Below are 24315 nucleotides of genomic sequence, written 5' to 3' on the forward strand. Positions count from 1 at the left end.
GCCCCGGCGTATTTGCGCCCGACCGCCGGCGGCGGTTCAGCCGCGCACGGTCGTGTAGGTGCCCTGCCCCGCGAGGATGCCGCGGAAGCCGCCCGGCTCGTCGAGCGAGAAGACGATGATCGGCAGGTCGTTGTCGCGGGCAAGCGCGATGGCGGAGGCATCCATCACGCCGAGGTTCTTCTGCAGCACCTCGTCATAGCTGACGGTATCGTAGCGCTTGGCGTCGGCGTGCTTCTTCGGATCCTTGTCATAGACGCCGTCGACCTTGGTGCCCTTGAAGATCGCCTCGCAGTTCATCTCGTTCGCGCGCAGCGTCGCCGCGGTGTCGGTGGTGAAATAGGGGTTGCCGGTGCCCGCGGCGAAGATGCAGATCCGCTTCTTTTCCAGGTGGCGCACCGCACGGCGACGGATATAGGGCTCGCAGACCTGGTCCATCGGAATCGCCGAGATCACCCTCGTGTGGATGCCGAGCGCCTCGAGCTGCGCCTGCATGCCAAGCGCGTTCATCACCGTCGCGAGCATCCCCATGTAATCGGCCGTCGTGCGCTCCATCCCCTGCGCCGAGCCGGCAAGCCCGCGGAAGATATTGCCGCCGCCGATCACCATGCAGATCTCCACGCCGAGATCATGCACCGATTTCACCTCGCGCGCGATCCGCGCCACGGTCGGCGGATGCAGCCCGTAGCCCTGATCCCCCATCAGCGCTTCGCCCGAGATCTTCAGAAGCACACGTTTGTATTTCACAGTCGGCTCGGCCTCTGCACTCATCCCGGGTTCCTCATTTCGGTTGTGTTCCGCGCGCAAAATGTCGCAAATGGCGGGCGGGTTCAACAGCGCCTTTCCGCGCCCCCGCCTCCCGCGACCAGATGCCCGACCCGTTCCCGATGCCAAAGCCCCCCGAAATGCCCGAGACCGACGCCCGCCGCCCGGTGCTGATCGCCGGCCCCACGGCCAGCGGGAAATCGGCGCTGGCCCTTGAAATCGCGCGAGAATCCGGGGGCGTCGTGGTCAATGCCGATGCGCTTCAGGTGTGGTCCTGCTGGCGGCTTTTGTCGGCGCGCCCCGCGCCCGGGGAAGAGCGCCTCGCCCCGCACCGGCTTTATGGCCACCTCGCCCCCGGCGCGGACTATTCCGTCGGCGCCTGGCTGCGCGAGATCGCCGCGATCCTTTCCGACTGGCGCGCGGGCGGGCCGCGCCCGATCGTGGTCGGCGGCACCGGGCTTTACCTCACCGCGCTGACCGAGGGACTGGCCGAGATCCCCGCGACGCCGCCCGACATCCGCGCCGAGGCCGATGCGCGGCGCGCGGCCGAGGGGCACGCGGGCATGTTTGCCGAGCTCGACCCGGTCACCGCCGCCCGTGTCGACGCGCTGAACCCGATGCGGGTGCAGCGCGCCTGGGAGGTGATGCGCGCCACCGGCCGTGGCCTCGCCGCCTGGCAGGACGACACGCCGCCGCCGCTCCTGCCGCTCTCCGAGGCGACGCCGCTCGTGATCGAGGCCGACCGCGACTGGCTTGCGGAACGGATCGACCGCCGCTTCGATCTGATGCTCGCCGAGGGCGCGCTCGAGGAGGTCCGCGCGGTGCTGCCCTTCTGGGAATCGGGGGCGCTCTGGGCGAAGGCGATCGGCGCGCCGGAACTCGTCGCGCATCTGCGCGGCGAGACCGATCTCGCCACGGCGACCCGGCGCGCCCAGGCCGCCTCGCGTCAATATGCCAAGCGCCAGCGCACCTGGTTTCGTGGCCGCATGGGCGGCTGGCACAAGATCCTGCGAGGCTGAGGCGGGCCGGCAACAGCCCGCCGCAATCGGAAATTACGGTTGGAGATTAAGGACTTCGCGCTTATTCTTCACGCGACTTTCGCAACCCGGAACACCCCAGTGAAACTCTTCAGCGCCCCGCCGCTCTCGCAATTCGCCAAGCCGAAGGCCGAGGCCGCCGATCAGCCCAAGGCCGGCCCGAAGCCGCGCGCCGCGCTGCTGCCCGAGCCGCCCGGCACGCCGCGCGTCGTCGCGATCCAGCGCCTCGCGCAGGGCGGTCGCTGGCGGGTCGAGGCGATGCGGGCGCTCTCCGAACCCTGCCTTTTGTGGTTCACCCGCGGTCAGGGCCGGATCACCGTGGGCGGCGTGACGCGCGGTTATGGCGCGCATAACGCGGTGCTGATCCCGCCGGGCGTGATGCACGGTTTCGAGGTCGGCCCGCAGACCCACGGGCTCGCGCTCTTCTTCGGCCGCGGCTCCGACGTCACCCTGCCCGAGGCGCCGCTGCATCTGCGGGTGCGCGACAATCCCTCGCAGGCGGAGCTTTCGGGCATCCTCGAGGCGGTGAGCCGCGAACTGGAAAGCGACCGCCCCGGATCGGACCGCGCCGCGCGCCACCATCTTGGCCTGCTCGGCGTCTGGCTCGAACGGCAGACCGCCGCCCATCCCGAGGAGATCAAGCGCCGCGATGCCGCGCAGCGCCTCGTCGCGGGCTATTCCGCGCTGCTCGAACGCGATTTCCGCTCGGGCGCCGGGGTGGCGGAATTCGCCGCCGAGCTTGGCGTGACGCCGACGCATCTGACCCGCGCCTGCCGCGCCACCTGCGGCCGCCCCGCCTCCGATCTGCTGCAGGACCGCCGCCTCTACGAGGCGCGCCGGCTGCTGAGCGAAACCGCGCTGCCGGTGAAACAGATCTCCGCGGCGCTCGGCTTCACCAGCGCGAATTATTTCACCCGCGCCTTCCACGGCAAGACCGGCAAGACCCCGTCGCAGTTCCGCCGCGCGGGCTGAGCCGAATCTCTTGGCCGGGCGGGCCCCTGCCGCTATGCAGCAGGAACTGCTGCGACTGCGACATGAGGGTCCGATGGAAAAAGCGATCGAACGCGTTCTCTTCGCCAGCCGCTGGCTGATGGCGCCGATGTATCTCGGCCTCGTCGGCGCGCTGGCGATCCTGCTCTGGGCCTTTCTGGTCGAGCTCTGGCATTTCGCCCTCGCGCTGCCCGGGATCGGCGTCGACGAGGCGGTGATGGGCGCGCTCGCGCTGATCGACCTCAGCCTCGCCGCCAATCTCCTGGTGATCGTGATCTTCTCGGGCTACGAGAATTTCGTCTCGAAGATGAACACCAACGGGCATGAGGATCGCCCCGACTGGCAGGACGAGGTCGATTTCTCGGCGCTGAAGCTGAAGCTCGTCGCCTCGATCGTCGCGATCTCGGGGATCCACCTGCTCAAGGTCTTCATGAACCTCTCGGCCTATAGCGACGACAAGATCCGCTGGATGGTGACGATCCACCTCGTCTTCGTCGTCTCGGGCGTGCTGCTCGCCGCGATGGACTGGATCACGAACCACGCCAAGACTTTGAAAAAGGCCAAATATTCCAAGGCCGGCTGAGGCCTTTCGCGCGACCTCCGGGCGCGGCGATCGGCCGATCGCCGCCGGCGCGCGCGAAAGGGCTTGCACCCGGCGCCGCGCTCCGGCGTCATGTCCCCGTCATTTGACCGTTCGATAAAGAGCGGGTCCATCCGAGGGGGTTTCCATGACCGATCTTTCCCGCCGCCATTTCCTGCTCACCGGTTCCGCACTTGGCGGGCTGGTGATGCTGCATCCGTTCTCGGCGCGCGCCCAGGCCGGTCAGGCGCATCTGCGGCTGATCGCGACGACGGATCTGCATTGCCACGTCCAGCCCTATGACTATTACGCCGACAAGCCGGTCGACACCGTCGGCCTCGCCCGCACCGCGACGCTGATCGAGGCGGTACGCGCGGAGGCGGCGAACAGCCTGCTCTTCGACAATGGCGACTATCTGCAGGGCAATCCGATGGGCGACTGGATCGCCTATTCGAAGGGGATGAAGGCGGGCGATCTGCATCCGGTGATCGCGGGGATGAACACCCTGCCCTATGCCGCCGGCACGCTCGGCAATCACGAGTTCAACTACGGCATCGAATTCCTGGAAAACGTCAATGCGGGGGCGAATTTCCCGATCGTCTGCGCGAATTTCGCGAAGAAACTCGGCGCGACGCCGCTCGAGGACGATCTTTTCGCGCCGCCCTATGTCGTGCTCGAGACGCTGGTGACCGACGGCGCGGGCGAAAGCCATCCGCTCAAGCTCGGCGTGATCGGATTCGTGCCGCCGCAGATCCTGCAATGGGACCGCGCGCATCTGGAAGGGTCGTTCCAGAGCCGCGACATCCTCGAGGCGGCGCGCGCCTGGGTGCCGCAGATGCGCGAGGAAGGCGTCGATCTGGTGCTCGCCCTCGCCCATACCGGCATCGACGCGAGCCCGGAAAGCCCGATGATGGAAAACGCCGCCTTCCACCTCGCCGCGATCGAGGGGATCGACGCGCTGATCACCGGGCATCAGCACAAGGTCTGGCCGTCGAAGGATTATTCCGGCGCGGGCTTCGACATGGAAAGCGGGCGGATCAACGGCAAGCCGGTGGTGATGGCGGGGTTCTGGGGCTCGCATATGGGGCTGATCGACCTCATGCTCGAGCGCGAGGGCGGCAGCTGGCGGATCGCCGGATCGGAAAGCTCGGTGAAGCCGATCTACGAGCGCACGCCGGAGAAGAAGGTCGTGGCGCTCAGCACGGATTTCGCCCCCGCGATCGAGGCCACCGCCGAGGCGCATCAGGCGACGCTCGCCTATATCCGCGCCGAGGTCGGCAAGACCGATGCGCCGCTCTATTCCTATTTCGCGCTCGTGGCCGACGACCCCTCGGTGCAGATCGTGTCGCGCGCCCAGATCTGGTATGTCGCCGATCAGCTCGAGGGCACGGAGCACGAGGGGCTGCCGATCCTTTCCGCGGCGGCGCCGTTCAAGGCGGGCGGCCGCGGCGGCCCGGACTATTACACCGACGTGCCGGCGGGGCCAGTCGCGATCAAGAATGTCGCCGATCTCTACCTCTATCCGAACACGATCCAGGCGGTGAGGATCACCGGCGCCCAGGTGCGCGAATGGCTCGAACGCTCGGCGGGGATGTTCAACCGGATCGTGCCGGGCGAGGCGGATCAGCTGCTCTTGAACCCCGACTTCCCCTCCTACAATTTCGACACGATCGACGGGGTCACCTATCGCATCGACCTGACCCAGCCCGCACGCTACGACGACGAGGGCAAGGTGGTCGCGCCCGAAGCACATCGCATCACCGATCTGAACTTCGACGGGAAACCCATTGACGAGGCTCAGGAATTCGTCGTCGCGACGAACAATTACCGGGCCTCGGGCGGCGGGCATTTCCCGGGCGCGGATGGCTCGACGGTGATCCTGCAGGCGCCGGACACGAACCGCGACGTGATCGTGCGCTACATTCACGAGAAGGGCACGGTCGCGCCCGAGGCGGATGCGAACTGGGGCTTCGCGCCGGTGGCCGGGGCGAACGTGCTCTACGACACCGGGCCGAAAGCAGCGGCCTATCTCGACGACATCCGCGCGCGCGGCCTTGCGATCGAGCCGGCCGGCGACGGGCCGGACGGGTTCGCGCGTTTCCGCATCACGCTGTGAGCCGCTGATCTGAGGCCGCTGCCGGCGGATCTTGCCCCCCGGCAGCGGCGCTTTGGCTAACCGCGGAGCGCGACCTCATTCCGCTGCGAATTGCGCGCCCGGCTCCTCCGCGGCAGGCGCCGCCGCATCGAGACGGAACTGCCGGACGGTCTGGATCAGCTCCGTCCCTTCCCGCGCGAGCGACTTGCCCGAGGCCGCGGCGTTATCGGACATTTCCGCCGTGTGCTGGGTGGTCTGATCGAGCTGGTTCACCGCCGAGCTGATCTCGGTGATCGCGCTCGCCTGTTCGTCGGCCGAGGTCGCGATCTCCCCCACCCGCGCGAAGATGTCGCGCACCGAGGTCACGATCCGGCCAAGCGCCGATCCCGTCTCCCCCACCAGATGGACACCGCTCTGGACCTGCGTCGTCGAGGTCGCGATAAGTTCGGAAATCTCCTTCGCCGCCTCGGATGACCGCTGCGCGAGCGCGCGCACTTCCGAGGCGACGACGGCGAAGCCGCGCCCCGCCTCGCCCGCGCGGGCGGCCTCGACGCCGGCGTTCAGCGCGAGCAGATTGGTCTGGAAGGCGATGTCGTCGATCACCGAGGTGATCCGCGTGATCGCCTGCGAGGAGGTCTCGATCTGCGCCATCGCGGCCACCGCCTCCTGCACGACATCGACGCCGCTTTCCGCATTGCCGCGCGCCACCGAAGCGAGATCGCGCGCGGCCTTCGCCCCCGTCGCGGCCGATCGCACCGATTCGGTGAGCTCGTTCAGCGCGGCCGCGGTTTGCTCCAGCGTGGCGGCGTTGCGTTCGGTGTTCTGGGCGAGCGCGGCACTCGACTGCGCGATGTCGCCCGCCTCCGAATCCACCCGCGCCGCGCTGCTTTCGATCTTGCGTAGCGCTTCGGAGAGTTGCGTCACCGCCTCGTTGAAATGCAGTCGCAGCGCGTCATATTCGCCGGGCAATTCCTCGTCGAGACTGCAGGAGAGATCGCCGAGCGAGAGCGCCTCGAGCCCGCGGGCCAGAGCCGCGACGATGCGCTCCTGATCGGCGAGCTGGGCGCGGGCAAGCTCGGCCCGATGCGCCTCGGCGGCCTGCATCGCCTCCGCGGCCCGGGTGCGCTCGGTCTCGGCCAGATGCTCCGCCGCCGCGCGGGTCTCGCGCGCCTCCTGCTCCTGCGCCAGCCGCGCCGCCTCGGCGCGCCGCACGGTTTTCTCCTCGGCCTGCAGCGCCTCCTGCATCTGCGCCCGCTCGATCAGGTTGCGCTCGAAGACCTGTAGCGCGCGCGCCATCTCGCCGATCGCATCGCGCCGCTCGATCCCCTCGATCGGTGCGCCGGTATCGCCCTCGGCGAGCGCCGCCGTGCGCCGCGCCAGCGCGGAGATCTGCGCCACGATCGAGCGCCCGAAGACCAGCGCCAGGATCGCGGCGACCAGGAGCGAAAGCGCGGTCACGCCGATCGAGATCCAGCGCCCGGTCACGTTCAGCGCATCATAGATCGCCGTCGGCGCCGCCACGGTGAAGATCCCCGCGACCGCGCCGGTGTAATCGGTCACCCCGATCGCCCGCGCCATGTGATTGCCGCCGTCGATCTCGGCGCTCAGATCCCGGCTTTCGCCCCCCTGCACCGCGGCGAGCGTCGCCGCATCGAGCAGCGGCGCGCCCTCGAAACTCGCCGCCTGGCGCGTGGGGCCGGCGTCCTTTTCCGCGAAAGTCTCGGTCGTCGCGTCGGGGATGCTGTAGAATTCGAAATCGTAGCCGGTCCGACGGGACAGATCCTCGAGGAACTGCGCCCCGATCGTCAGGCCCACCTCGACCGTACCGACCGGCTTGCCGCCCGATTTCACCACCGCGACACCGCGCGCCCCGATCCCCGCGCGCCCGCGTTCGAGCGCCTTGATCGAGACGCCCTTCGCATTGGCATCCACCACCGTCTTGCGAAACGCGCTCAGATCGTCACCGCGTTTCTTCAGATTATGGATGCGGATCAGCGAGGTGGCGGGCGGAATGTGGAATTGCAGCTGCTCGATCCCGGTGCCGGCGGAGAGATCCTTCCAGCCCGGCGCGAAGATCGCCTCGAGCGCGGCATCGTCTTGCGCCGCCACCGCCGCCTGCACCGCGGGCAGCGAGGCGATCAGCTCGGCGCGGTCGAGCGCCTCCTGCTCCTTCTCGCCAAGCGCGGCGCGCAGTCGTTCCTCCGCGATCGAAAGCTCGCGCGCGCGCACGGTGTGGTCCGTCTCCGTCTCGAGATAGAACAACCCCGAGGCCATCAGCGCGCAGGCGATCAGCGACACGACGACGGGAAGAAGCAGGATCTGTCGGCGAATGTTCATCCAAAACCTCGGCAGTTTTCCCCTGCCTAGGCCGAAAACCCTAATCTTGCGTTCACGCGATTCACCAATTCCGCTGCATTTGAACGAAAAGGCCGCCCCCGGAGGGACGGCCTCGAAAGCGGGCCGCCCCTTGCGGAGCGGCCCCAGCCGGGCGGGGAGGGATCAGAAGAAGCCCAGCTTGTTCGGGTTGTAGGAGACCAGCATGTTCTTGGTCTGCTGGTAGTGGTCGAGCATCATCTTGTGGGTCTCGCGGCCGATACCCGACTGCTTGTAGCCACCGAAGGCCGCATGCGCCGGATAGGCGTGGTAGTTGTTGACCCAGACGCGCCCGGCCTGGATGTGGCGGCCGAAGCGGTAGCAGGTGTTGATGTCGCGCGACCAGACGCCGGCGCCGAGGCCGTACATCGTGTCATTGGCGATATGCAGCGCCTCTTCCTCGTCCTTGAAGGTGGTCACCGAGACGACCGGCCCGAAGATTTCCTCCTGGAACACGCGCATCTTGTTGTGGCCCTTGAGGATCGTCGGCTGGATGTAGAAGCCGTTCGCCAGCTCGCCGTTGAAGCGCGCCGCGTCACCGCCGCAGAGCACTTCCGCGCCTTCCTGCTTGCCGATCTGCAGGTAGGAGAGGATCTTGTCCTGCTGCTCCTGGCTCGCCTGGGCGCCGACCATGGTTTCCATCAGACGCGGGTCGCCCTGCTTGATCGCTTTCACCCGGGCGATGGCGCGCTCGATGAAGGCCTCGTAGATGTCTTCCTGGATCAGCGCGCGCGACGGGCAGGTGCAGACCTCGCCCTGGTTGAAGGCGAAGAGAACGAAGCCTTCGACCGCCTTGTCGAGGAAGGCGTCATCCTTCGCCATCACGTCCGAGAAGAAGATGTTCGGCGACTTGCCGCCCAGTTCGAGCGTGACCGGGATCAGGTTCTCGGTCGCGGCCTGCATGATCTTGCGCCCGGTCGCGGTCGAGCCGGTGAAGGCGATCTTGGCGATGCGCGGCGATTTCGCGAGCGGCGCACCGGTCTCGGCGCCCATGCCGTTGACGATGTTCAGCGTGCCGGGGGGCAGGATGTCCTGGATCAGCTCGGCCAGAACCATGATCGCAGCCGGGGTCTGCTCGGCGGGCTTCATCACGATGCAGTTGCCGGCGGCGAGCGCCGGGGCGAGCTTCCACGCCGCCATCAGGATCGAGAAGTTCCACGGGATGATCTGGCCGACGACGCCGAGCGGCTCGTGGTAGTGATAGGCGACGGTGTCGTTGTCGATCTCCGACATCGAACCTTCCTGCGAACGCAGGACACCGGCGAAGTAACGGAAGTGGTCGATCGAGAGCGGGATGTCGGCGGCCGTCGTTTCGCGGATCGGCTTGCCGTTGTCCCAGGTCTCGGCGGCGGCGAGCAGGTCGAGGTTGGCCTCGAGACGGTCGGCGATCGCGAGCAGCACGTTCGAGCGATGCGCGGCCGAGGTGGTGCCCCAGGCGTCTTTCGCGGCATGCGCGGCGTCGAGCGCGAGCTCGATGTCGGCGGCGTCGGAGCGGGCGACTTCGCAGACCTTCTCGCCCGAGATCGGGGTGATGTTGTCGAAATAGCGGCCGTTGACCGGCGGCACGAACTTGCCGCCAATGAAGTTGTCGTAGCGCGTCTTGAAGGGCGAAACCATCACACCCTTGAACTCAGCGGACATATCGGTAGCCATCTTTTCCTCCCTGGATGAGCTCGGCCCGCGCGGGGCCTTCGATAGGTTCAGACTGCGCCGCCATACCCCTCTTGCATAGCGGGGCTGCGCGGCGGGAATGGCCGACCTGTCTCAGGGCCGAGACAGGTGCAGCCGCAGCATTGCCGCCGGGTCAGGGGCGCCGCCCCTCTTTGCCTGCGGCAAATTCACCCCGGGATATTTTCCCACTTTGGAAGTCCTCCCGTTCCAAAGTGATGAAATATCCCGGGGGGAGCGCGAAAGCGCGGGGGGCGGCGCCCCCCTCCCGCTTCAATACCGAGAACCGCCGTTCAGACGGTCAGACCAAGCGCCTTCGCCTTGCGATAGAAGGTGGCGCGGCCAATGCCGAGATCGCGCGCGGCGGCGGAGACATTGCCCCCCGTGCGCGCTAAGGCGCGGGCCATTTCCGCCCGCTGCGCCTCGTCGAGGGCGCTGCGACCGGCGCGGCGGCCGGCGTCGAAAAGGTCGTTCGCCGGCAGCCGCCCGATCTGGCCATCCTCGAGGCCGAGATGGCGGCGCGCGGCGCGGGTGGCGCCGATCACCAGATCGTCGCGGTCGAGCGCGAGCAGCATCACGCCCTGCGGCGCGCTTTCGCCCGAGCCGGTCGAAAGGATCCGCGCGCCCTCGAAGGAGGCGCGGAAGAGATCGGATTCGATGCGCTGCGCGGCGTCCTGCACGGTGAGCGCGACGAGGCGCGCATAGCCCTCGGTCATGTCGGCGCGCGCGGAGCTGACGTCGATCACCCCGGCGAGCTCGCCCAGCGCGCCATAGACCGGCGCGCCCATGCAGGTCAGCCCGGTGTTCGTCGCGCGGAAATGCTGGTCGCGCCAGACGGTGACCGGGCGCCCCTCGGCGAGGCAGGTGCCGATCCCGTTCGTGCCCTCGGCGCCCTCGGACCAGTCCGATCCGGCGGCGAGGTTCGAGGCGTGGAAGTCGATCTTGTCGCCGTCGCGCATGCGCTCGTCGAGCACCCAGCCCTCCGCGTCGGAGAGAAACACCGCGCAGCCCGCGTCGCAGGCCGCGCGCGCGAGCCGGTCGAGCACCGGCCCCGCGATCTCGACGAGCAGGCCGGTGGATTCGCGGCGCGCGCGCATCTCGGGGGTGGAGAGCCGTTCGAGCGGGCGCGGCTTGCCGGGGTCGAGCTTGTGATGGACGAGCGAACGGCGCCAGCTTGCGGCGAAACCGGCACGACCGAGCGCCGCCGGGGAGGCGACGACCGCCTGGACGATCTCGGCATGGTTGCGCGGCGGGGCGCTGTGCAAAGACGCCATCGGAAAGCCTCCCCTCTTTTCGACGCATCGGGTGAACAGGATAAGCGCCCTGTCGGCAAGCGCAACGGTCCCTGACAGTGCAAATCTACGACTTTGGTCGTAGAGCCGCTAGTGGCGATAGATCAATCGACAGGACAGCAGTCGAAACGCCGTATTGAGCCGCGCCCGGGTCAGCGCCGCCTTGAGCCGGGGGCTGAGGAAGAAAACCCGCACCAGTTGCGGATCCGTCCACAGGTCCGCCCCTTTCATCGCCTCGTGAAACAGCGCGATCTCGTCCGCCTTGACTGTCAGCGTGGGCGTATACTGCCCCGAGGGGATTTTCCGCAGCTGGCGGCTTTCCGCATCGTTCAAGACCCGTTTCTCGGCGCCGAAATTCAACGCCCAGAACGGGCCGGGAAAGGGTGTCACCCCATCGACCTGCATCAGCTCGATCGGATACAGCCCGCCTTGCCCAAGGTCGTGGTCCCGCAAGACCGCGGCGACCTTTTCGCTGACACAGAGAAAGTCGGAAATCAAGAACACATGGGGTAGCTTGCTCACGACCTGATAGGGCTGATTGATCGCCCGCTGTGGCAGCAAGCCCGGGTCGAGATGGACGCCGTTTATGTGCTTTTGCGAGTTGTGCGCGCGTTCCAGCGCGGGCACGACGCGATCCTCAACCGCGAAAGGCAAGGGCGCTTCCCTCAGGGCCCCGCTCATCCAGATCGTGTCGTTCATCTCACCCCTCCGACGCGGACGGCCTGGCGCGGCTCACCGCCGGCGCGTCATTCCTCGGCCGGTGCCTGCCCCTCTTCGTGGCGCTTGCCGCGGAAGCCGGTGGCGACGACGAATTTCTCGGAACTGTCCTTGCGGCTCGACGGCGGCTTCATGTTCACCACCTTCTCGAAATTCTTCTTGAGCACGGTCATCAGCCCCTGCTCGGCGCCGCCGGCGAGCACCTTGGCGACGAAAGTGCCGCCCTCCTCAAGCACGTCGAAGGCGAAATAGGCCGCGTGTTCGCAGAGCGTGATGATGCGGAGGTGGTCGACCTGCTGGTTGCCCGAGGCCGCCGCCGCCATGTCCGACATCACCACATCCGCCTGCCCGCCCAGCCAGTCCTTCACCTTCTGATCGGCGTCGTCCTCGAGAAAATCGAGCACATGGATCTCGGCCCCCGCGATCGGCGCCACCTCCTGCAGGTCGACGCCAAGCACGGTGCCGACGCGCTTGCCCGATTTCTCGCCCAGCGCATTCACCCGCTTCACCGCGACCTGGCACCAGCCACCGGGCGCACAGCCAAGGTCCACCACCCGCGCGCCGGGCACGAGGAAGCGGAACTTGTCGTCGAGCTCCATGATCTTGTAGGCGGCGCGGCCGCGGTAGCCCTCTTTCTTCGCGCGCACGACATAGGGGTCGTTCAGCTGCCGTTCGAGCCAGAGCGTCGAGCTCAGCTTGCGCCCCTTGGCGGTCTTCACCCGCACCCGCAGATCGCGCTGGCCGCGGCCCGAGGTGTTCTTTCCGGTCGGTGTCTTGGTCATCGCGTTCCCCTCAGATCGGCGGCATTTCTTCGAGCACGCCATCGGCGGCCATCTGGGCATAAAGCAGCCCCTCGCGCAGGCCCCGGTCGGCGACCGACATCCGGTCGGTCGGCCAGACCCGCATCAGCGCCTGCAGGATCGCGGCGCCGGACATGATGAGTGTGTGTCGGTCGCGCCCGATGCGCGGATCGGCGCGCCGCCCGTCCGGCCCGAGCGCGAGGAAGGAGCGGATCACCGCGTCGATCTGGCCCGAGGACATGGTGAGCCCGTCGACCCGGGTGCGGTCGTAGCGCTTCAGCCCGAGATGACAGGCGGCGACCGTCGTCACCGTGCCCGAGGTGCCGATGATCTGGAACCCCGCCTGCGGCGAGCCCGAGCTGTAGGGCGAGAAATCGGCGAGCTTTTCCTCGAAGAACCAGCTCATCAGCGCGAAACGCGCGGCGTCGTCCTCGACATCGGCGAACTGGTCCTTGAGCGTGGCGACGCCAAGCGGCACCGAGATCCAGTCGACCACCCGCGCCTGCGGCTCCAGCCCCTCGGGCTGATGGAAGCCGTTCGAGAGCCGCATGATCGCGCGGGCGCGGTCGGCGGGCGGCACCGCGGTGACGTCGATCCAGACGAGCTCGGTCGAGCCGCCGCCGATGTCGACCACCAGCGCCTGTTCGGTGCGGGGCGAGACCAGCGAGGCGCAGGAGATCACGGCAAGCCGCGCCTCCTCCTCCGCCGGGATGATCTCGAGCGGCAGCCCGGTCTCGCGCCGGACATAGCGGATGAAGTCGCGCGCATTGCCCGCGCGCCGACAGGCCTCGGTCGCGACGAGGCGCATGCGCTTCACGCCATGCAGTTCGATCTTGCGCCGGCAGATCTGCAGCGCCTGCACCGTGCGCGCCATCGAGCTGCGCGACAACCGGCCAGAGGCCTCAAGCCCCTGCCCCAGCTGGACCGCCTTGGAAAAGCTGTCCACGACCTGAAACTGATCGCCTTTCGGCCGGGCGATCAGCATCCGGCAAGAGTTGGTGCCAAGATCGAGCGCAGCATAAAGCTCGCCCTTCTCGGCGGTTTTGGTCGCGGTCGGCTCTACCGTTTTCGGGAACGCGCCCGCAGACCGGGGACGCCTGGGCGCCATGAGACACGCCCTCCGATTTCAAGTTATCCCCAAAGTAGCGCGGGGGGGCGCCGGGTTCAAGGCACGATCCCGCCGCACCGCCGCCGCCCCCGGCCCCGGCGCTGGAAGGGGGCGCCGCCCCCCGCTGCCGCTCCCCCCGGAGTATTTGGGCCAAGGAAAAGGAAATCCGTTTTTTCTTGGTCGAAATACTCCCGCCGGAGGCTCCGCCCGCGTCGCGCGCGACCGGCCGCGCCCGGGGCAACCCGACCCGAGGTCGCAAGGCCTCCGCGGAGTGTCGAAATCCGTCATCGGGCAGGTCGTTTCCGCGCGTAGCCTTGATGCAGGAGGGAATCACATGGCCGAGATCACCATCGTCTACTGGCGCGACATCCCGGCGCAGATCATCGCGGGATCGGGGCGGCGCGGGGTGAAAAAGCCCCTGCCCGAGCGATTTGAGCAGGCGATCGACCGCTGCGCGATGAAGATCGGCGCGCAGGACAGCGACGCCTATCTCGCCGAATGGCGCAAGGTGGTGATCGGGCTGCGCGCGGGCAGCGATGCCGAGGCGGCGCAGGCGGAACTCGACCGGGTGCTTACCGATTACGACGCGGCGCGTCTCGCCGCATTGATCGCAAACGGCGGATGGGATCACGCCCCCGCCCCTGACGGAGAGTGAGATGGCGCTACTGAACTTCCGCCGCGAGGCCGAGAGGCCCACGAACGGTGTCGTCACCGCCTTTCTCGAGGGGGTCTCGATCGAGGTGATGCCGCGCACCGCCGCCGCGATCGAGGATTTCCGCCCGCTCCTGCCGCCCGGCACCCGCGTCTACATCGCCCATATCGAGGGCACGCCGATCGAGGACATGATCGCCACCGCGCGCCGGCTGCGCGAGGAGGGCTTCGAGCCGATGCCGCATTTCCCCGCGCGCATCATCCGCGACGCGGCCGAGCTCGGCGACTGGGTCGCGCGCTACAAGGGCGAGGCCGGCGTCACGCAGGCGCTGCTTCTGGGCGGTGGGGTCAAGACCCCGGCGGGCAAGCTCGACAATGCGATGCAGATGCTGGAAAGCGGCGTCTTTTCGGGCTTCGAGCGGCTCCATGTCGCCGGCCACCCCGAGGGCAACCGCGACATCGACCCCGACGGCTCCGACCGCGCGGTGATGGAGGCGCTGCGGCTCAAGCAGGCGTTTTCCGAGCGCACCGATGCGGCGATGGCGATCGTCACGCAGTTCGCCTTCGAGCCCGCGCCGATCATCGCCTGGGCCGACCGGCTGGCATCCGAGGGGATCGCGCTGCCGATCCACATCGGCGTCGCCGGGCCCGCGAAGCTGCAGACGCTTTTGAAATTCGCGATCTCCTGCGGCGTCGGCCCCTCGCTCAAGGTGCTGCAGAAACGCGCGAAGGACGTGACGAAGCTGCTTTTGCCCTTCGAGCCGACCGATCTCATCGCCGCGCTCGCCGCACATAAGGCCGCCCACCCCGGCTTCGGCATTGAGGCGGTGCATTTCTTCCCCCTCGGGGGCATCAAGACGAGCGCGACCTGGATCGCGGATCACACGAAAGGCTGAGCCATGACCCGGACCGTTCTCGAATCGCAATCCAAGACCGTCGTCATCGGCTTTGACGAGCCCTTCTGCGTGATCGGCGAGCGCATCAACCCGACCGGGCGCAAGAAGCTCGCGGCGGAGCTGGAGCTGGGCGATTTCTCCACCGTCGAGCGCGACGCGCTCGAACAGGTCGCCTGCGGGGCGACCGTGCTCGACATCAACTCGGGCGCCGTCTTCTCGAACAAGATGGCGGAAGACCCGCGCTATGCCGACAACAATTTCGTCGAGCCGCCCTTGATGGCGGAACTCATCGCCCGGGTGCAGGCGGTGGTCGACGTGCCGCTCTGCATCGACAGCTCGGTGCCCGCGGCGCTCGAGGCGGGGCTCGCCGCCTGCAAGGGCCGGCCGCTGCTCAACTCGGTCACCGGCGAGGAGGAGCGGCTCGAACGCGTGCTGCCGCTCGTGAAGAAATACAACGTGCCGGTGGTGGCGATCTCGAACGACGACACCGGGATTTCGGAAGACCCCGACGTGCGTTTTGCCGTGGCGAAGAAGATCGTCGAGCGCGCCGCCGATTTCGGCATCCCCGCGCATGACATCGTCGTCGATCCGCTGGTGATGCCGGTCGGCGCGATGGCCTCGGCCGGGCGGCAGGTCTTCACCCTGGTGAACCGGCTGCGCAGCGAGCTTGGCGTGAACACCACCTGCGGCGCCTCGAACATCTCCTTCGGGCTGCCGAACCGGCATGGCGTCAACGCCGCCTTCCTGCCGATGGCGATCGGCGCAGGGATGACGAGCGCGATCATGAACCCGGTGCGCAACCAGGAGATGGAGGCGATCCGCGCCGCCAACCTCTTGATGGATCACGACGCCAACAGCATGGAGTGGATCCGCCTCGCCAAGGTGCTCGAGGCGATGAAGGAGGGCGCGAGCTTCGCCGAGGCCTCCGCCGCGGCCGCCGCAGCCGGGGGCGGACGGGGCCGGCGCCGCGCCCGCGGCTGAGCCTTAAACTTCCGATTCGGAACAATCGCGCCCCCGGGAGCCCCGCTCCCGGGGGCGTCGTTTCCCGATCATGGGGCAATCGCGGCGGATTACGGCCCGCCACGAGGCCAATTGCGCCGGGGATCGGGCGCTTGCCGGGCCGCGCCCATCCCCGGACAAAATATTTTCGCCGCTTCGTCACCCAAGCGTCGTTTCGCCCTCGGAAACGGGCGTCTCCGTCACGCCGGGTCACGCCGCCGTGATTCGGGTTTTGCGCAACGCTTCGTTTCCGAAACTGCGCCAAATCGGGCCCGGCGGCCCCAATTGTGTCAACAATAAGGCGCGTCCGTGGCCTGATTCTGCCACTATATCTGGATTCGCCACAGAAAAATCTTTTTGCAACTCAAAGAATTACTGGTCGAAGTTAAGGTAATCTGCCTAAGCTTCCCTACCAACCTGGGATACGCACTGCCATGCGTGTGAAATGTCTGCCGCCTCGGGCGGTTTCTGCGGCTGCCACCGCGGAAACCGCCCGGCCCCCGCATGCCGTGCGGATGGGCCGTCCTCTCGTCGCGCGCCTTTCGGCGTTCGCGCTCGTCTCTGCACTTGCCGCCTGCGCCTCCGCGCCGATGGAAGAGCCGACGGCGCGTGCCTCCTCCGCCGCGATCGACCTGCCGCTCGCCGATCCTTCGGCCGGTGTGGCGACCTCCGTGCCGCGCTCGGGGGTTCTGCCCTCGAATGCGGCGCTCGCCCGCGACTTCATGGAACTCAGCTTCTCGCTGGAATCGGGGCGCGCGCTCTCGCGCTTCACCCGCTTCGAGGGGCCGGTTTCGATCGGCCTCGAGGGGCCGGTGCCACCCAGTGCCCCGCAGGAGCTTTCGCGGCTCGTGTCGCGGCTCGGCAGCGAGGCCGGGTTGCCGGTGACCACCGCGCCGGGCCACGCGAACCGGATCACCGTCGAATTCGTGCCCAAGCGCGCGATGCAGGCCGAGGTGCCGAACGCCGCCTGTTTCGTGGTGCCGAACATGGTGAGCTGGGACGATTACCGCGCCAATCGCCGCGACGCCCGCGCCGACTGGGCGCAGGTGACGCAGCGCAGCGCCGCGCGCGTCTTCATCCCCGCCGAGGCCACCCCGCAGGAGGTGCGCGACTGCCTGCACGAGGAAATCTCGCAGGCGCTGGGGCCGCTGAACGACCTCTACCGGCTGCCGGAATCGGTCTGGAACGACGACAACTTCCAGGCGGTGCTGACGCGCTACGACATGATGCAGCTGAAGGCGACCTATGCGCCCGAGCTTCATTCCGGCATGTCCGCGCCCGAGGTGATGAGCGCGCTGCGCCAGGTCTATCCGCGGATCAACCCAGCGGGCGGGGCCGTCGGCAGCTGGCAGGAGAACCCGACGCCGCGCTCCTATGTGAACGCGATCGAAAAGGCGCTGGGCGCACGTGCGAGCACGGCGCAGCGCAAGGGCGCGGCGATGCAGGCGGTGCAGATCTCCGCCGCGCAGGGCTGGCACGGGCCGCGCGCCGCCTTCGCCTGGTTCGCGCTGGGCCGGCTCAGCGTGAAGGACGACCCGGACACCGCGCTGCGCGCCTTTGCCAATGCCGGCGCGATCTATCGCACGATCCCGGGCGCGGGCATCCAGTCGGCCCATGTCGACATGCAGCTTGCCGCCTTCGCCCTCTCGGCGGGGCGTGCGCAGGATGCGATCGCACTGGTGAACCGGGCGCTCTCGCCCGCGCTCGAGGGGGAGAACGCGGCGCTGATGGCGACGCTCTACCTGATCCGCGCCGAGGCCTATGAGACGCTTGGCAACCATGCCCAGGCGCAGGCCGCGCGGCTCGACTCGGAGCAATGGGCGCGCTATGGCTTTGGCTCGGATGCGGCGCTGCGGGCGCGTGCGGCGGAGGTTGCCGCACTGGCGCGCGCCGGCGAGCGGCGGGTGAACTGACGGCGGGGCTCCCCGCCGGATCGGGCGGGGAGGCGCGATGTATATTCTGGCCGGGATCGTGATCGGCGCCGTGATCGGCGAGCGTCGCGCCGCAAAGCGCGGCGGCAACGCGCTCGACCGGGCGCAATATGCCGCGGCCCATGGCATCGCGCTCGGGCTCGTCGGGCTGTTCCTCACCATCGCCCTGAACCGGCTCGGCTGAGGGGGCGGCGATGTTCCTGCCCTTCTTCGACGCCCTGCGCCGCGCCGGCGTCCCGGTCTCCCCCCGCGAATATCTGGGCTTTCTCGAGGGGCTCGCCGCCGGGCTCTGCACCTATGACGTGGACGGGTTCTATTATTTCGCCCGCGCCGCGATGGTGAAGGACGAACGCCATCTCGACCGGTTCGACCGCGCCTTTTCGCAGGCCTTCGCCGGGCTCGAGGCGCTGACGCCCGAGGCGGTGATCGAGGCGCTCGACCTGCCCGGCGACTGGCTGAAGAAGCTCGCCGAGAACAACCTCAGCCCCGAGGAAAAGGCGAAGATCGAGGCCTTGGGCGGCTTCGAGAAGCTGATGGAAACGCTGAAACAGCGCCTCGCCGAGCAGAAGGAACGCCATCAGGGCGGCTCGAAATGGGTCGGCACCGCCGGCACCTCGCCCTTTGGCGCCTATGGCTACAACCCCGAGGGGGTCCGGATCGGGCAGGACAAATCACGTCATCAACGCGCCGTAAAGGTCTGGGACAAAAGGGAATTCAAGGATCTCGACGACACCGTCGAGCTCGGCACGCGCAACATCAAGGTGGCGCTGAAGCGGCTGCGCCAATGGGCGCGCCACGGCGCCGCCGAAGAGCTCGACCTGCCCGGCACGATCCGCGCCTCCGCCGAGGCCGGCTATATCGACGTGAAGACCCGGCCCGAGCGGCGCAACGCGGTGAAGCTCGTGCTTTTCCTCGACATCGGCGGCTCGATGGACGCGCATATCCGCCTCGTCGAGGAGCTGTTCTCCGCCGCGCGCGCCGAATTCAAGCACCTCGAACATTTCTATTTCCACAACTGCCTTTACGAGGGGGTGTGGAAGTCGAACCGCCGCCGCTGGGACGAGGTGACGCCGACCTGGGAGGTGCTGCACCGTTTCGGCCCCGATTACAAATGCCTCTTCGTCGGCGACGCCTCGATGTCGCCCTATGAGATCAGCCATGCGGGCGGCGCGAACGAGCATTGGAACGAGGAGCCGGGCGCGCTCTGGCTCGCCCGCGCGCGCGAGCAATGGCCGAACCACGTCTGGCTCAACCCGGTGCCCGAGCGGCACTGGGGCTACACCCAGTCGATCGGGATGATCGAGACGGCCTTCGAGGGGCGGATGTTCCCGCTCACCCTCGAGGGCATCACCCGCGCGATGAAGGAGCTCGGATGACCCTGCTGCGCCGCCTCTGGGCCGAACAACGTGTCGCGCTGATCGGTTTCGTCATCGCCGTGGGGCTTGCGGCGTTTTTCGGCGGGCGGATCGTTGTGCGCGCGGTCTATTGGGCGAACCCGGCGCATCACCGCCAGCTGCCCGAACCCTGGATGACGCCCGGCTATATCGCGCGCAGCTGGCATCTGCCGCCCGAGGCGATCGACGGGGTGCTTGGCGACGGTGTCGGCCCGGGGTTCATCGACCACGGCCCGCCCACGCTGGAACGCATCGCCGCGAAACAGGGCGTGCCGGTCGGCGCGCTGATCGAGCGCCTCGACAGCGCCCTGCCCGCGCTTGCCGCGCAAGAGCCCGCGAAATGACCGACTGGGTTCTCGCGCTCCTGCCGGTCTACGGGCCCTGGCTGCTGATGCTCACCACTTTCCTGAGCTGCCTTGCCGTGCCGGTGCCCTCCTCGCTGATGATGATCGCCTCGGGCGCCTTCGTGGCCTCGGGCGATCTCGCGCTCGTCACCGTCGCGGGGGCGGCCTTCGCGGGCGCGCTCGCCGGCGATCAGATCGGCTTCCTGATCGGGCGGCGCGCGGCGCATCTGCTGCCGCGGCCCGAGACGAAGGGCGGTCGCCTCGTCGCCTCGGCCCTCGAGGCGCTCGAGCGGCGCGGCGCGGTGAGCGTGTTTCTCTCGCGCTGGATGTTCTCGGCGCTCGGCCCCTGGGTGAACCTCGCCGCCGGCGCCTCGGGCTTTGCGCATCACCGCTTCACCGCGGCCGACGTTCTGGGCGAGGCGGTCTGGGTCGCGGCCTATGTCGGGCTCGGCATCGCCTTCGGCGCGAACCTGCAGGCGGCGGCCGACCTCGCGGGAAGCGCGCTCGGCTTCATGGCGGCGGGCGCGGTCGCCGTCGCCCTCGGCTGGTGGCTCCTGCGCGCCGCGCGCCGCCCCGGTCGCGCGACGAAAGCGGATTGACGCGGGCGCGCCCCGCCCCCACATCCGGATCATGCTTCTGCGCCTGCTGCCCTTTCTCGCGGTGATCCTCTACGGCCTCGTGCTGTGGCATTTCTCCGCGCGCAACCTCGCCCGCCAGCTCACGCAGAACTCGCGCCGGCTCAACGACAGCCGCCTCGCCCCGGTGATCGAGCGGCTGCGCGCGGCGCTTGGCACCGAGACGCTCCCTGTCCATGTCTATCAGGTTGCCCCGGTGAACGGCCTCGCCGCGCCCGATGGCCGCGTCTTCCTGACCGAGGGCTTCATGGATCTCTACCGCAAGGGCGAGGTCAGCCCGGAGGAGATCGCCTCGGTGATCGCGCATGAGCTCGGCCATGTCGCGCGCGGCCATGCCCGGCGGCGGATGATCGACTTTTCCGGCCAGAACGCGCTGCGCGTCGTGCTCGCGGGGCTGCTTGGCCGGATCATCCCGGGGCTCGGCATCTGGATCGCCAATCTGATCGCCACCGCGATCTCGGCGCGGCTCAGCCAGCGCGACGAATACGAGGCCGACGCCTTCGCCTCGGCGCTGCTGATCAAGGCGGGGATCGGCACCGGCCCGCAGATCTCGCTTTTCGAAAAGCTCGACCGGATCACCGGCGCGCCCGGCGCCGCGGCCCCCGCCTGGCTGCTCACCCATCCGCAAACCCAGGACCGGATCGCCGCGATCCGCAGCAATGCGGCGCGCTGGGGCGCGTAACTCCTTACTTTCGCCCGGGTTTCCCGCTAGGCTGCGGAAAACGAGGGTGAGATGAGCGCAAACGAGCCGCAATCGGTCCGTCGCCGCCGGGTGTTCTACATCCCCGGCTATGACCCGATTCACCCGCGCCGCTACCGCGAGCTCTACCGCAAGGAGGGCGCCGATCAGGCGGCGATCTCGGGTTATGAGATCGCGCTTGCGGCAAAGACCGGCGGCGGCCCCTATGGCTGGCGCGTCACCTCGACGCAGGACGGCGCCACGGTCGAGACCGAGATCGAGGTGCTGATCTGGGCCGACATCGTGCGCGAGAGCATGGGCGCCTCGATCCTCGCGACCTATGGCCAGCTTGTCCGCACCGCCTCGTGGTATATCTTTTCCGGCGCGCTCTTCCGGCTGATGCGGCTGCGCAAGGGGCCGATCATCGCCGCGCTCTACCCGATCTTCGCGCTGATCCTGCAGCTGCTCCTCGCGCTCGGGCTGGGCGCGCTCACCGCCTGGGCACTGATGAACGGCTCCGAGCTGATCCTCGCGCAGATCAACGGCCCCGCCCTGTTCCAGCCCGGCTTCACCGCGCGGATCTGGGCCGCAAGCGCGCTTGGCCTTGGCGCCACATGGCTCACCCTGCGCTGGTTTCGCAAGCACGACGGGCGCTTCTACGCCTATTACCTGATGCACGACTATGCTTTCACCGCGCGCTGGGGCGGCGCCAACCCAGCCCAGCTCGAGGCGCGGATGGCCGCCTTCGGCGACACCATCGCCCAGGCGCTGACCGAGGACTGGGACGAGGTGCTCGTCGTCGGCCACAGCTCCGGCGCCCATCTCGCGATCTCGATCCTCTCCGATCTGATCCGCGCGGGCCGCGTGCCGGTTTCCAAAGTGCCGAAATATCCTGGGGGTCCGGGGGTGAAACCCCCGGTCCTCTCCTTCCTCTCGCTCGGCCATGTCGTGCCGATGGTCAGCTACCTGCCCCGGGCGCGCCGCCTGCGCGGCGATCTCGCCTTTCTCGGCGCGCGGCACGAGCTCACCTGGGTCGACGTCACCGCCCCGGGCGACGGCTGCGCCTTTGCCCTTTGCGACCCGGTGAAAGTGACCGGCGTCGCCCCGCCCGAGCAATTCCAGCCGCTGATCCTCTCGGCCGCCTTCACCCAGACCCTCTCGCCCGAGCGCTGGAAGGAACTGCGCTGGCGCTTCTTCCGGCTGCATTTCCAGTATCTCTGCGCCTTCGACCGGCCCGGCGATTACGACTATTTCCGCATCACCGCCGGGCCGCTGACGCTCTCCGAACGCTTTGCCGACCGCCCCCCGTCAAAAAGTCGCATCACCCGCGCGGCGAACCGGTTTACAAGCGTGGCATGACCGCACCGCTCCCCCCGAAACCGCCCGCGCGCCCCGACAAGGTGTCGCTTCTGCGCTATTTCCGCCTGTTCCGGGAGGACATCCTCTCGGCCCAGCCGGCGCGGCTCTACCGCGCCTGGATGGCCGAGTTCAACACCCCCTTCTTCCGCTCCTACCTCTGCAACGACCCGGCCCTCGTCGATCTCGTGCTGAAGGAGCGGCCAATGGCTTTCCCGAAATCCGACCGCGTGCGCGAGGGGCTGAAACCGCTCCTGCGCGACAGCGTCTTCATCACCAATGGCGAAACCTGGGCCCGCCAGCGCCGCATCATCGACCCCGCCTTCGAGGGCGGCAAGCTGCGCGAGACCTTCCCCGCGATGTGGGATGCCGGGATCGCTTGCGTCGAGCGCCTGCGCATGAAGATCGGCTCGGAACCCGTTGAAATCGAGGCGGAAACCTCGCATGCCGCCGCCGATATCATCTTCCGCACCCTGTTCTCGATCCCGATCGAGGATGCCACCGCCTCCGCCGTCTTCGCCGAGTTCCGCGCGCATCAGAACGCCTCGCCGGTGGTCAATCTCGGCGCGCTGCTGCCGCTGCCGCGCTGGTTCCCGCGCTTTCATGCGCGCGAGACGAAGCGCACCGCGAAACGCATCCGCGCGCTGATCGAAAGCCTCACCGCCGCGCGCGCCCGGGCGATCGCGGCAGGCACCGCGCCCGACGATCTCGCCACCAAGATCATGACCACCCCCGACCCGGAAACCGGCGCCTGTTTCGGCACCGAGGAGATGGTCGATCAGGTCGCGATCTTCTTCCTCGCCGGGCACGAGACCTCGGCCTCCGCGCTGGCCTGGTCGCTTTATCTGCTCGCGCAGAACCCCGACTGGCAGGACCGTGTCGCGACCGAGGCCGCCGAGGTCATCGGCAATGAAATCCCTTACTTTTCAATCCTCAACAGGCTGAAGCTCAGTCGCGCCGTGTTCCGCGAGGCGATGCGGCTTTACCCGCCGGTCCCGATGTTCGTGCGGCAATCCCGCTGCCCCGAGCATTTCCGCGACCGCGACGTCGCGCCCGGCAGTCAGGTCGTGATCAGCCCCTGGCACCTGCACCGGCACGAGAGGATCTGGGACAACCCGGACGGCTTCGACCCCGCCCGCTGGGAGACCGAGAACGGCCGCGAGGGGCTGCGCTGCGCCTATATCCCGTTCTCGACCGGCGCGCGGGTCTGCCCCGGGGCGGGTTTCGCGATGGCGGAGGGGCCGCTCCTGCTCGCGCTGCTCACCCGCGCCTTCCGCTTCGAGCTGGTCGCGGGGCGCGTGCCCGTCCCCGTCGCCCATCTCACCGTGCGCGGCCGCGACGGGATCTGGCTGCGGCTCACCCCGCGCTGAGCCGCGGGCTTGCATCCCCCGGGCCAGCGCCTATCCTGCGCGGGCGAAGCAGGAAGGATCCTTGCCATGTGTCTCGCCTTTCCGATGCAGGTTCTGTCGATCGAAACCCCGAACCGGGCGATCTGCGACAACAACGGCCAGCGCGAAAGCGTCGATCTGAGCCTGCTCGAGACGGTCGCGCCGGGCGACTGGCTCACCGTCCACCTCGGCCTCGCCCGCGAGAAGATCAGCGCCGAGGACGCGCAGCGGCTGCGCGACGCGATGGAGGCGCTCGAGAAGGTGCGCCGCGGCGAGACCGGAATCGACCATCTCTTCGCCGATCTCGTCGGTCGCGAACCGCCCCGTCCGCCGCAGGGCTGAGCCCCGCGAGCGGGCGCGAATCCCCCTCCGCATCCTCTCGCTCCGGGCTGCCCGCGCACCGCGCCGGGGCGTCTGTGCGTGCCGCCGATCCCGCCCGGCACGTCGCTGCACCGCCGCGCATTTGCTGCGACGGCAGCGTCGCGCGCAGTGGAAACAGCCCCTGCCCCGGGCCGAAAATGGAAAGTTCCCGACCAGAGTTTCCGCATGATCGGAAAATATATTTGCACTCCGCAGGGATGGAGCAATTACTTGTATTGCAGCTGCACAATAAAAATATT

At 68.3% G+C, this 24315-nt stretch carries 23 protein-coding genes; 16 read left to right on the forward strand and 7 right to left on the reverse strand.

The window, feature by feature from the left end; translation table 11 throughout:
* Positions 1-36: 36 nt before the first annotated feature.
* Positions 37-768, reverse strand: coding sequence for a UMP kinase (gene pyrH / locus AB7U46_RS06845; protein WP_428336203.1), 732 nt, complete (start codon positions 766-768; stop codon positions 37-39).
* Between the two features lie 98 nt (positions 769-866).
* On the opposite strand from pyrH, the gene miaA reads away from it, so the two are divergent.
* The 4 genes from miaA to AB7U46_RS06865 all read left to right on the forward strand — a co-directional run bounded on the left by miaA (position 867) and on the right by AB7U46_RS06865 (position 5485).
* Positions 867-1781 carry a tRNA (adenosine(37)-N6)-dimethylallyltransferase MiaA gene (gene miaA / locus AB7U46_RS06850; protein ID WP_428336204.1) on the forward strand — a complete coding sequence of 305 codons (915 nt, stop codon included), beginning with the start codon at positions 867-869 and terminating at the stop codon, positions 1779-1781.
* 99 nt (positions 1782-1880) lie between these two features.
* A complete protein-coding gene (locus tag AB7U46_RS06855) occupies positions 1881-2771 on the forward strand; it encodes an AraC family transcriptional regulator (RefSeq protein WP_428336205.1) in 891 nt (296 codons plus the stop codon).
* Between the two features lie 73 nt (positions 2772-2844).
* Positions 2845-3372, forward strand: coding sequence for a TIGR00645 family protein (locus tag AB7U46_RS06860; protein WP_428336206.1), 528 nt, complete (start codon positions 2845-2847; stop codon positions 3370-3372).
* Between the two features lie 145 nt (positions 3373-3517).
* Positions 3518-5485, forward strand: coding sequence for a bifunctional 2',3'-cyclic-nucleotide 2'-phosphodiesterase/3'-nucleotidase (locus tag AB7U46_RS06865; protein WP_428336207.1), 1968 nt, complete (start codon positions 3518-3520; stop codon positions 5483-5485).
* A gap of 75 nt (positions 5486-5560) precedes the next feature.
* Here AB7U46_RS06865 and AB7U46_RS06870 read toward each other — a convergent pair whose 3' ends face one another.
* The 6 genes from AB7U46_RS06870 to AB7U46_RS06895 all read right to left on the reverse strand — a co-directional run bounded on the left by AB7U46_RS06870 (position 5561) and on the right by AB7U46_RS06895 (position 13422).
* A complete protein-coding gene (locus tag AB7U46_RS06870) occupies positions 5561-7801 on the reverse strand; it encodes a methyl-accepting chemotaxis protein (protein ID WP_428336208.1) in 2241 nt (746 codons plus the stop codon).
* 162 nt (positions 7802-7963) lie between these two features.
* Positions 7964-9490 carry an aldehyde dehydrogenase gene (gene adh / locus AB7U46_RS06875; protein ID WP_428336209.1) on the reverse strand — a complete coding sequence of 509 codons (1527 nt, stop codon included), beginning with the start codon at positions 9488-9490 and terminating at the stop codon, positions 7964-7966.
* Positions 9491-9798: 308 nt separating this feature from the next.
* Positions 9799-10779, reverse strand: coding sequence for a GAF domain-containing protein (locus tag AB7U46_RS06880; RefSeq protein ID WP_428336210.1), 981 nt, complete (start codon positions 10777-10779; stop codon positions 9799-9801).
* 108 nt (positions 10780-10887) lie between these two features.
* A complete protein-coding gene (locus AB7U46_RS06885; protein WP_428336211.1) occupies positions 10888-11496 on the reverse strand; it encodes a hypothetical protein in 609 nt (202 codons plus the stop codon).
* A gap of 47 nt (positions 11497-11543) precedes the next feature.
* Complete coding sequence (locus tag AB7U46_RS06890; protein WP_428336212.1) at positions 11544-12296, reverse strand: RlmE family RNA methyltransferase; 753 nt, start codon at positions 12294-12296, stop codon at positions 11544-11546.
* Between the two features lie 10 nt (positions 12297-12306).
* Positions 12307-13422 carry a Ppx/GppA phosphatase family protein gene (locus AB7U46_RS06895; RefSeq protein ID WP_428336213.1) on the reverse strand — a complete coding sequence of 372 codons (1116 nt, stop codon included), beginning with the start codon at positions 13420-13422 and terminating at the stop codon, positions 12307-12309.
* A gap of 334 nt (positions 13423-13756) precedes the next feature.
* Between AB7U46_RS06895 and AB7U46_RS06900 the strand changes: the two genes are divergently transcribed.
* The 12 genes from AB7U46_RS06900 to AB7U46_RS06955 all read left to right on the forward strand — a co-directional run bounded on the left by AB7U46_RS06900 (position 13757) and on the right by AB7U46_RS06955 (position 24037).
* The gene (locus tag AB7U46_RS06900) at positions 13757-14077 is read left to right on the forward strand and encodes a virulence factor (protein ID WP_428336214.1); all 321 of its coding nucleotides are present in this window, start codon (positions 13757-13759) and stop codon (positions 14075-14077) included.
* Between the two features lies 1 nt (position 14078).
* Positions 14079-14969: a methylenetetrahydrofolate reductase gene (locus tag AB7U46_RS06905; protein WP_428336215.1), complete on the forward strand. Its 891-nt coding sequence runs from the start codon at positions 14079-14081 to the stop codon at positions 14967-14969.
* Between the two features lie 3 nt (positions 14970-14972).
* The gene (locus AB7U46_RS06910) at positions 14973-15950 is read left to right on the forward strand and encodes a methyltetrahydrofolate cobalamin methyltransferase (protein ID WP_428336216.1); all 978 of its coding nucleotides are present in this window, start codon (positions 14973-14975) and stop codon (positions 15948-15950) included.
* 533 nt (positions 15951-16483) lie between these two features.
* Complete coding sequence (locus tag AB7U46_RS06915; protein ID WP_428336217.1) at positions 16484-17881, forward strand: DUF2927 domain-containing protein; 1398 nt, start codon at positions 16484-16486, stop codon at positions 17879-17881.
* 37 nt (positions 17882-17918) lie between these two features.
* Positions 17919-18083 (forward strand): hypothetical protein, encoded by a 165-nt coding sequence (locus AB7U46_RS06920; RefSeq protein WP_428336218.1) that lies wholly within the window; start codon positions 17919-17921, stop codon positions 18081-18083.
* A gap of 10 nt (positions 18084-18093) precedes the next feature.
* The gene (locus tag AB7U46_RS06925; RefSeq protein ID WP_428336219.1) at positions 18094-19275 is read left to right on the forward strand and encodes a vWA domain-containing protein; all 1182 of its coding nucleotides are present in this window, start codon (positions 18094-18096) and stop codon (positions 19273-19275) included.
* Positions 19272-19637, forward strand: coding sequence for a hypothetical protein (locus AB7U46_RS06930; RefSeq protein WP_428336220.1), 366 nt, complete (start codon positions 19272-19274; stop codon positions 19635-19637). Before AB7U46_RS06925 ends, AB7U46_RS06930 begins: the two co-directional genes overlap by 4 nt.
* Positions 19634-20236 (forward strand): DedA family protein, encoded by a 603-nt coding sequence (locus tag AB7U46_RS06935; RefSeq protein WP_428336221.1) that lies wholly within the window; start codon positions 19634-19636, stop codon positions 20234-20236. Before AB7U46_RS06930 ends, AB7U46_RS06935 begins: the two co-directional genes overlap by 4 nt.
* Before the next feature lie 31 nt (positions 20237-20267).
* Positions 20268-20954 carry a M48 family metallopeptidase gene (locus AB7U46_RS06940; RefSeq protein ID WP_428336222.1) on the forward strand — a complete coding sequence of 229 codons (687 nt, stop codon included), beginning with the start codon at positions 20268-20270 and terminating at the stop codon, positions 20952-20954.
* A 51-nt stretch (positions 20955-21005) separates the two neighbouring features.
* Entirely contained in the window at positions 21006-22310 is a 1305-nt protein-coding gene (locus AB7U46_RS06945; RefSeq protein WP_428336223.1) for a hypothetical protein, read from the forward strand.
* Positions 22307-23677, forward strand: coding sequence for a cytochrome P450 (locus tag AB7U46_RS06950; RefSeq protein WP_428336224.1), 1371 nt, complete (start codon positions 22307-22309; stop codon positions 23675-23677). Before AB7U46_RS06945 ends, AB7U46_RS06950 begins: the two co-directional genes overlap by 4 nt.
* Before the next feature lie 66 nt (positions 23678-23743).
* Positions 23744-24037 carry a HypC/HybG/HupF family hydrogenase formation chaperone gene (locus AB7U46_RS06955; RefSeq protein WP_428336225.1) on the forward strand — a complete coding sequence of 98 codons (294 nt, stop codon included), beginning with the start codon at positions 23744-23746 and terminating at the stop codon, positions 24035-24037.
* Positions 24038-24315: the final 278 nt, after the last annotated feature.

It is taken from the genome of Paenirhodobacter sp., assembly GCF_050177655.1.
Classification (GTDB): domain Bacteria; phylum Pseudomonadota; class Alphaproteobacteria; order Rhodobacterales; family Rhodobacteraceae; genus Rhodobacter.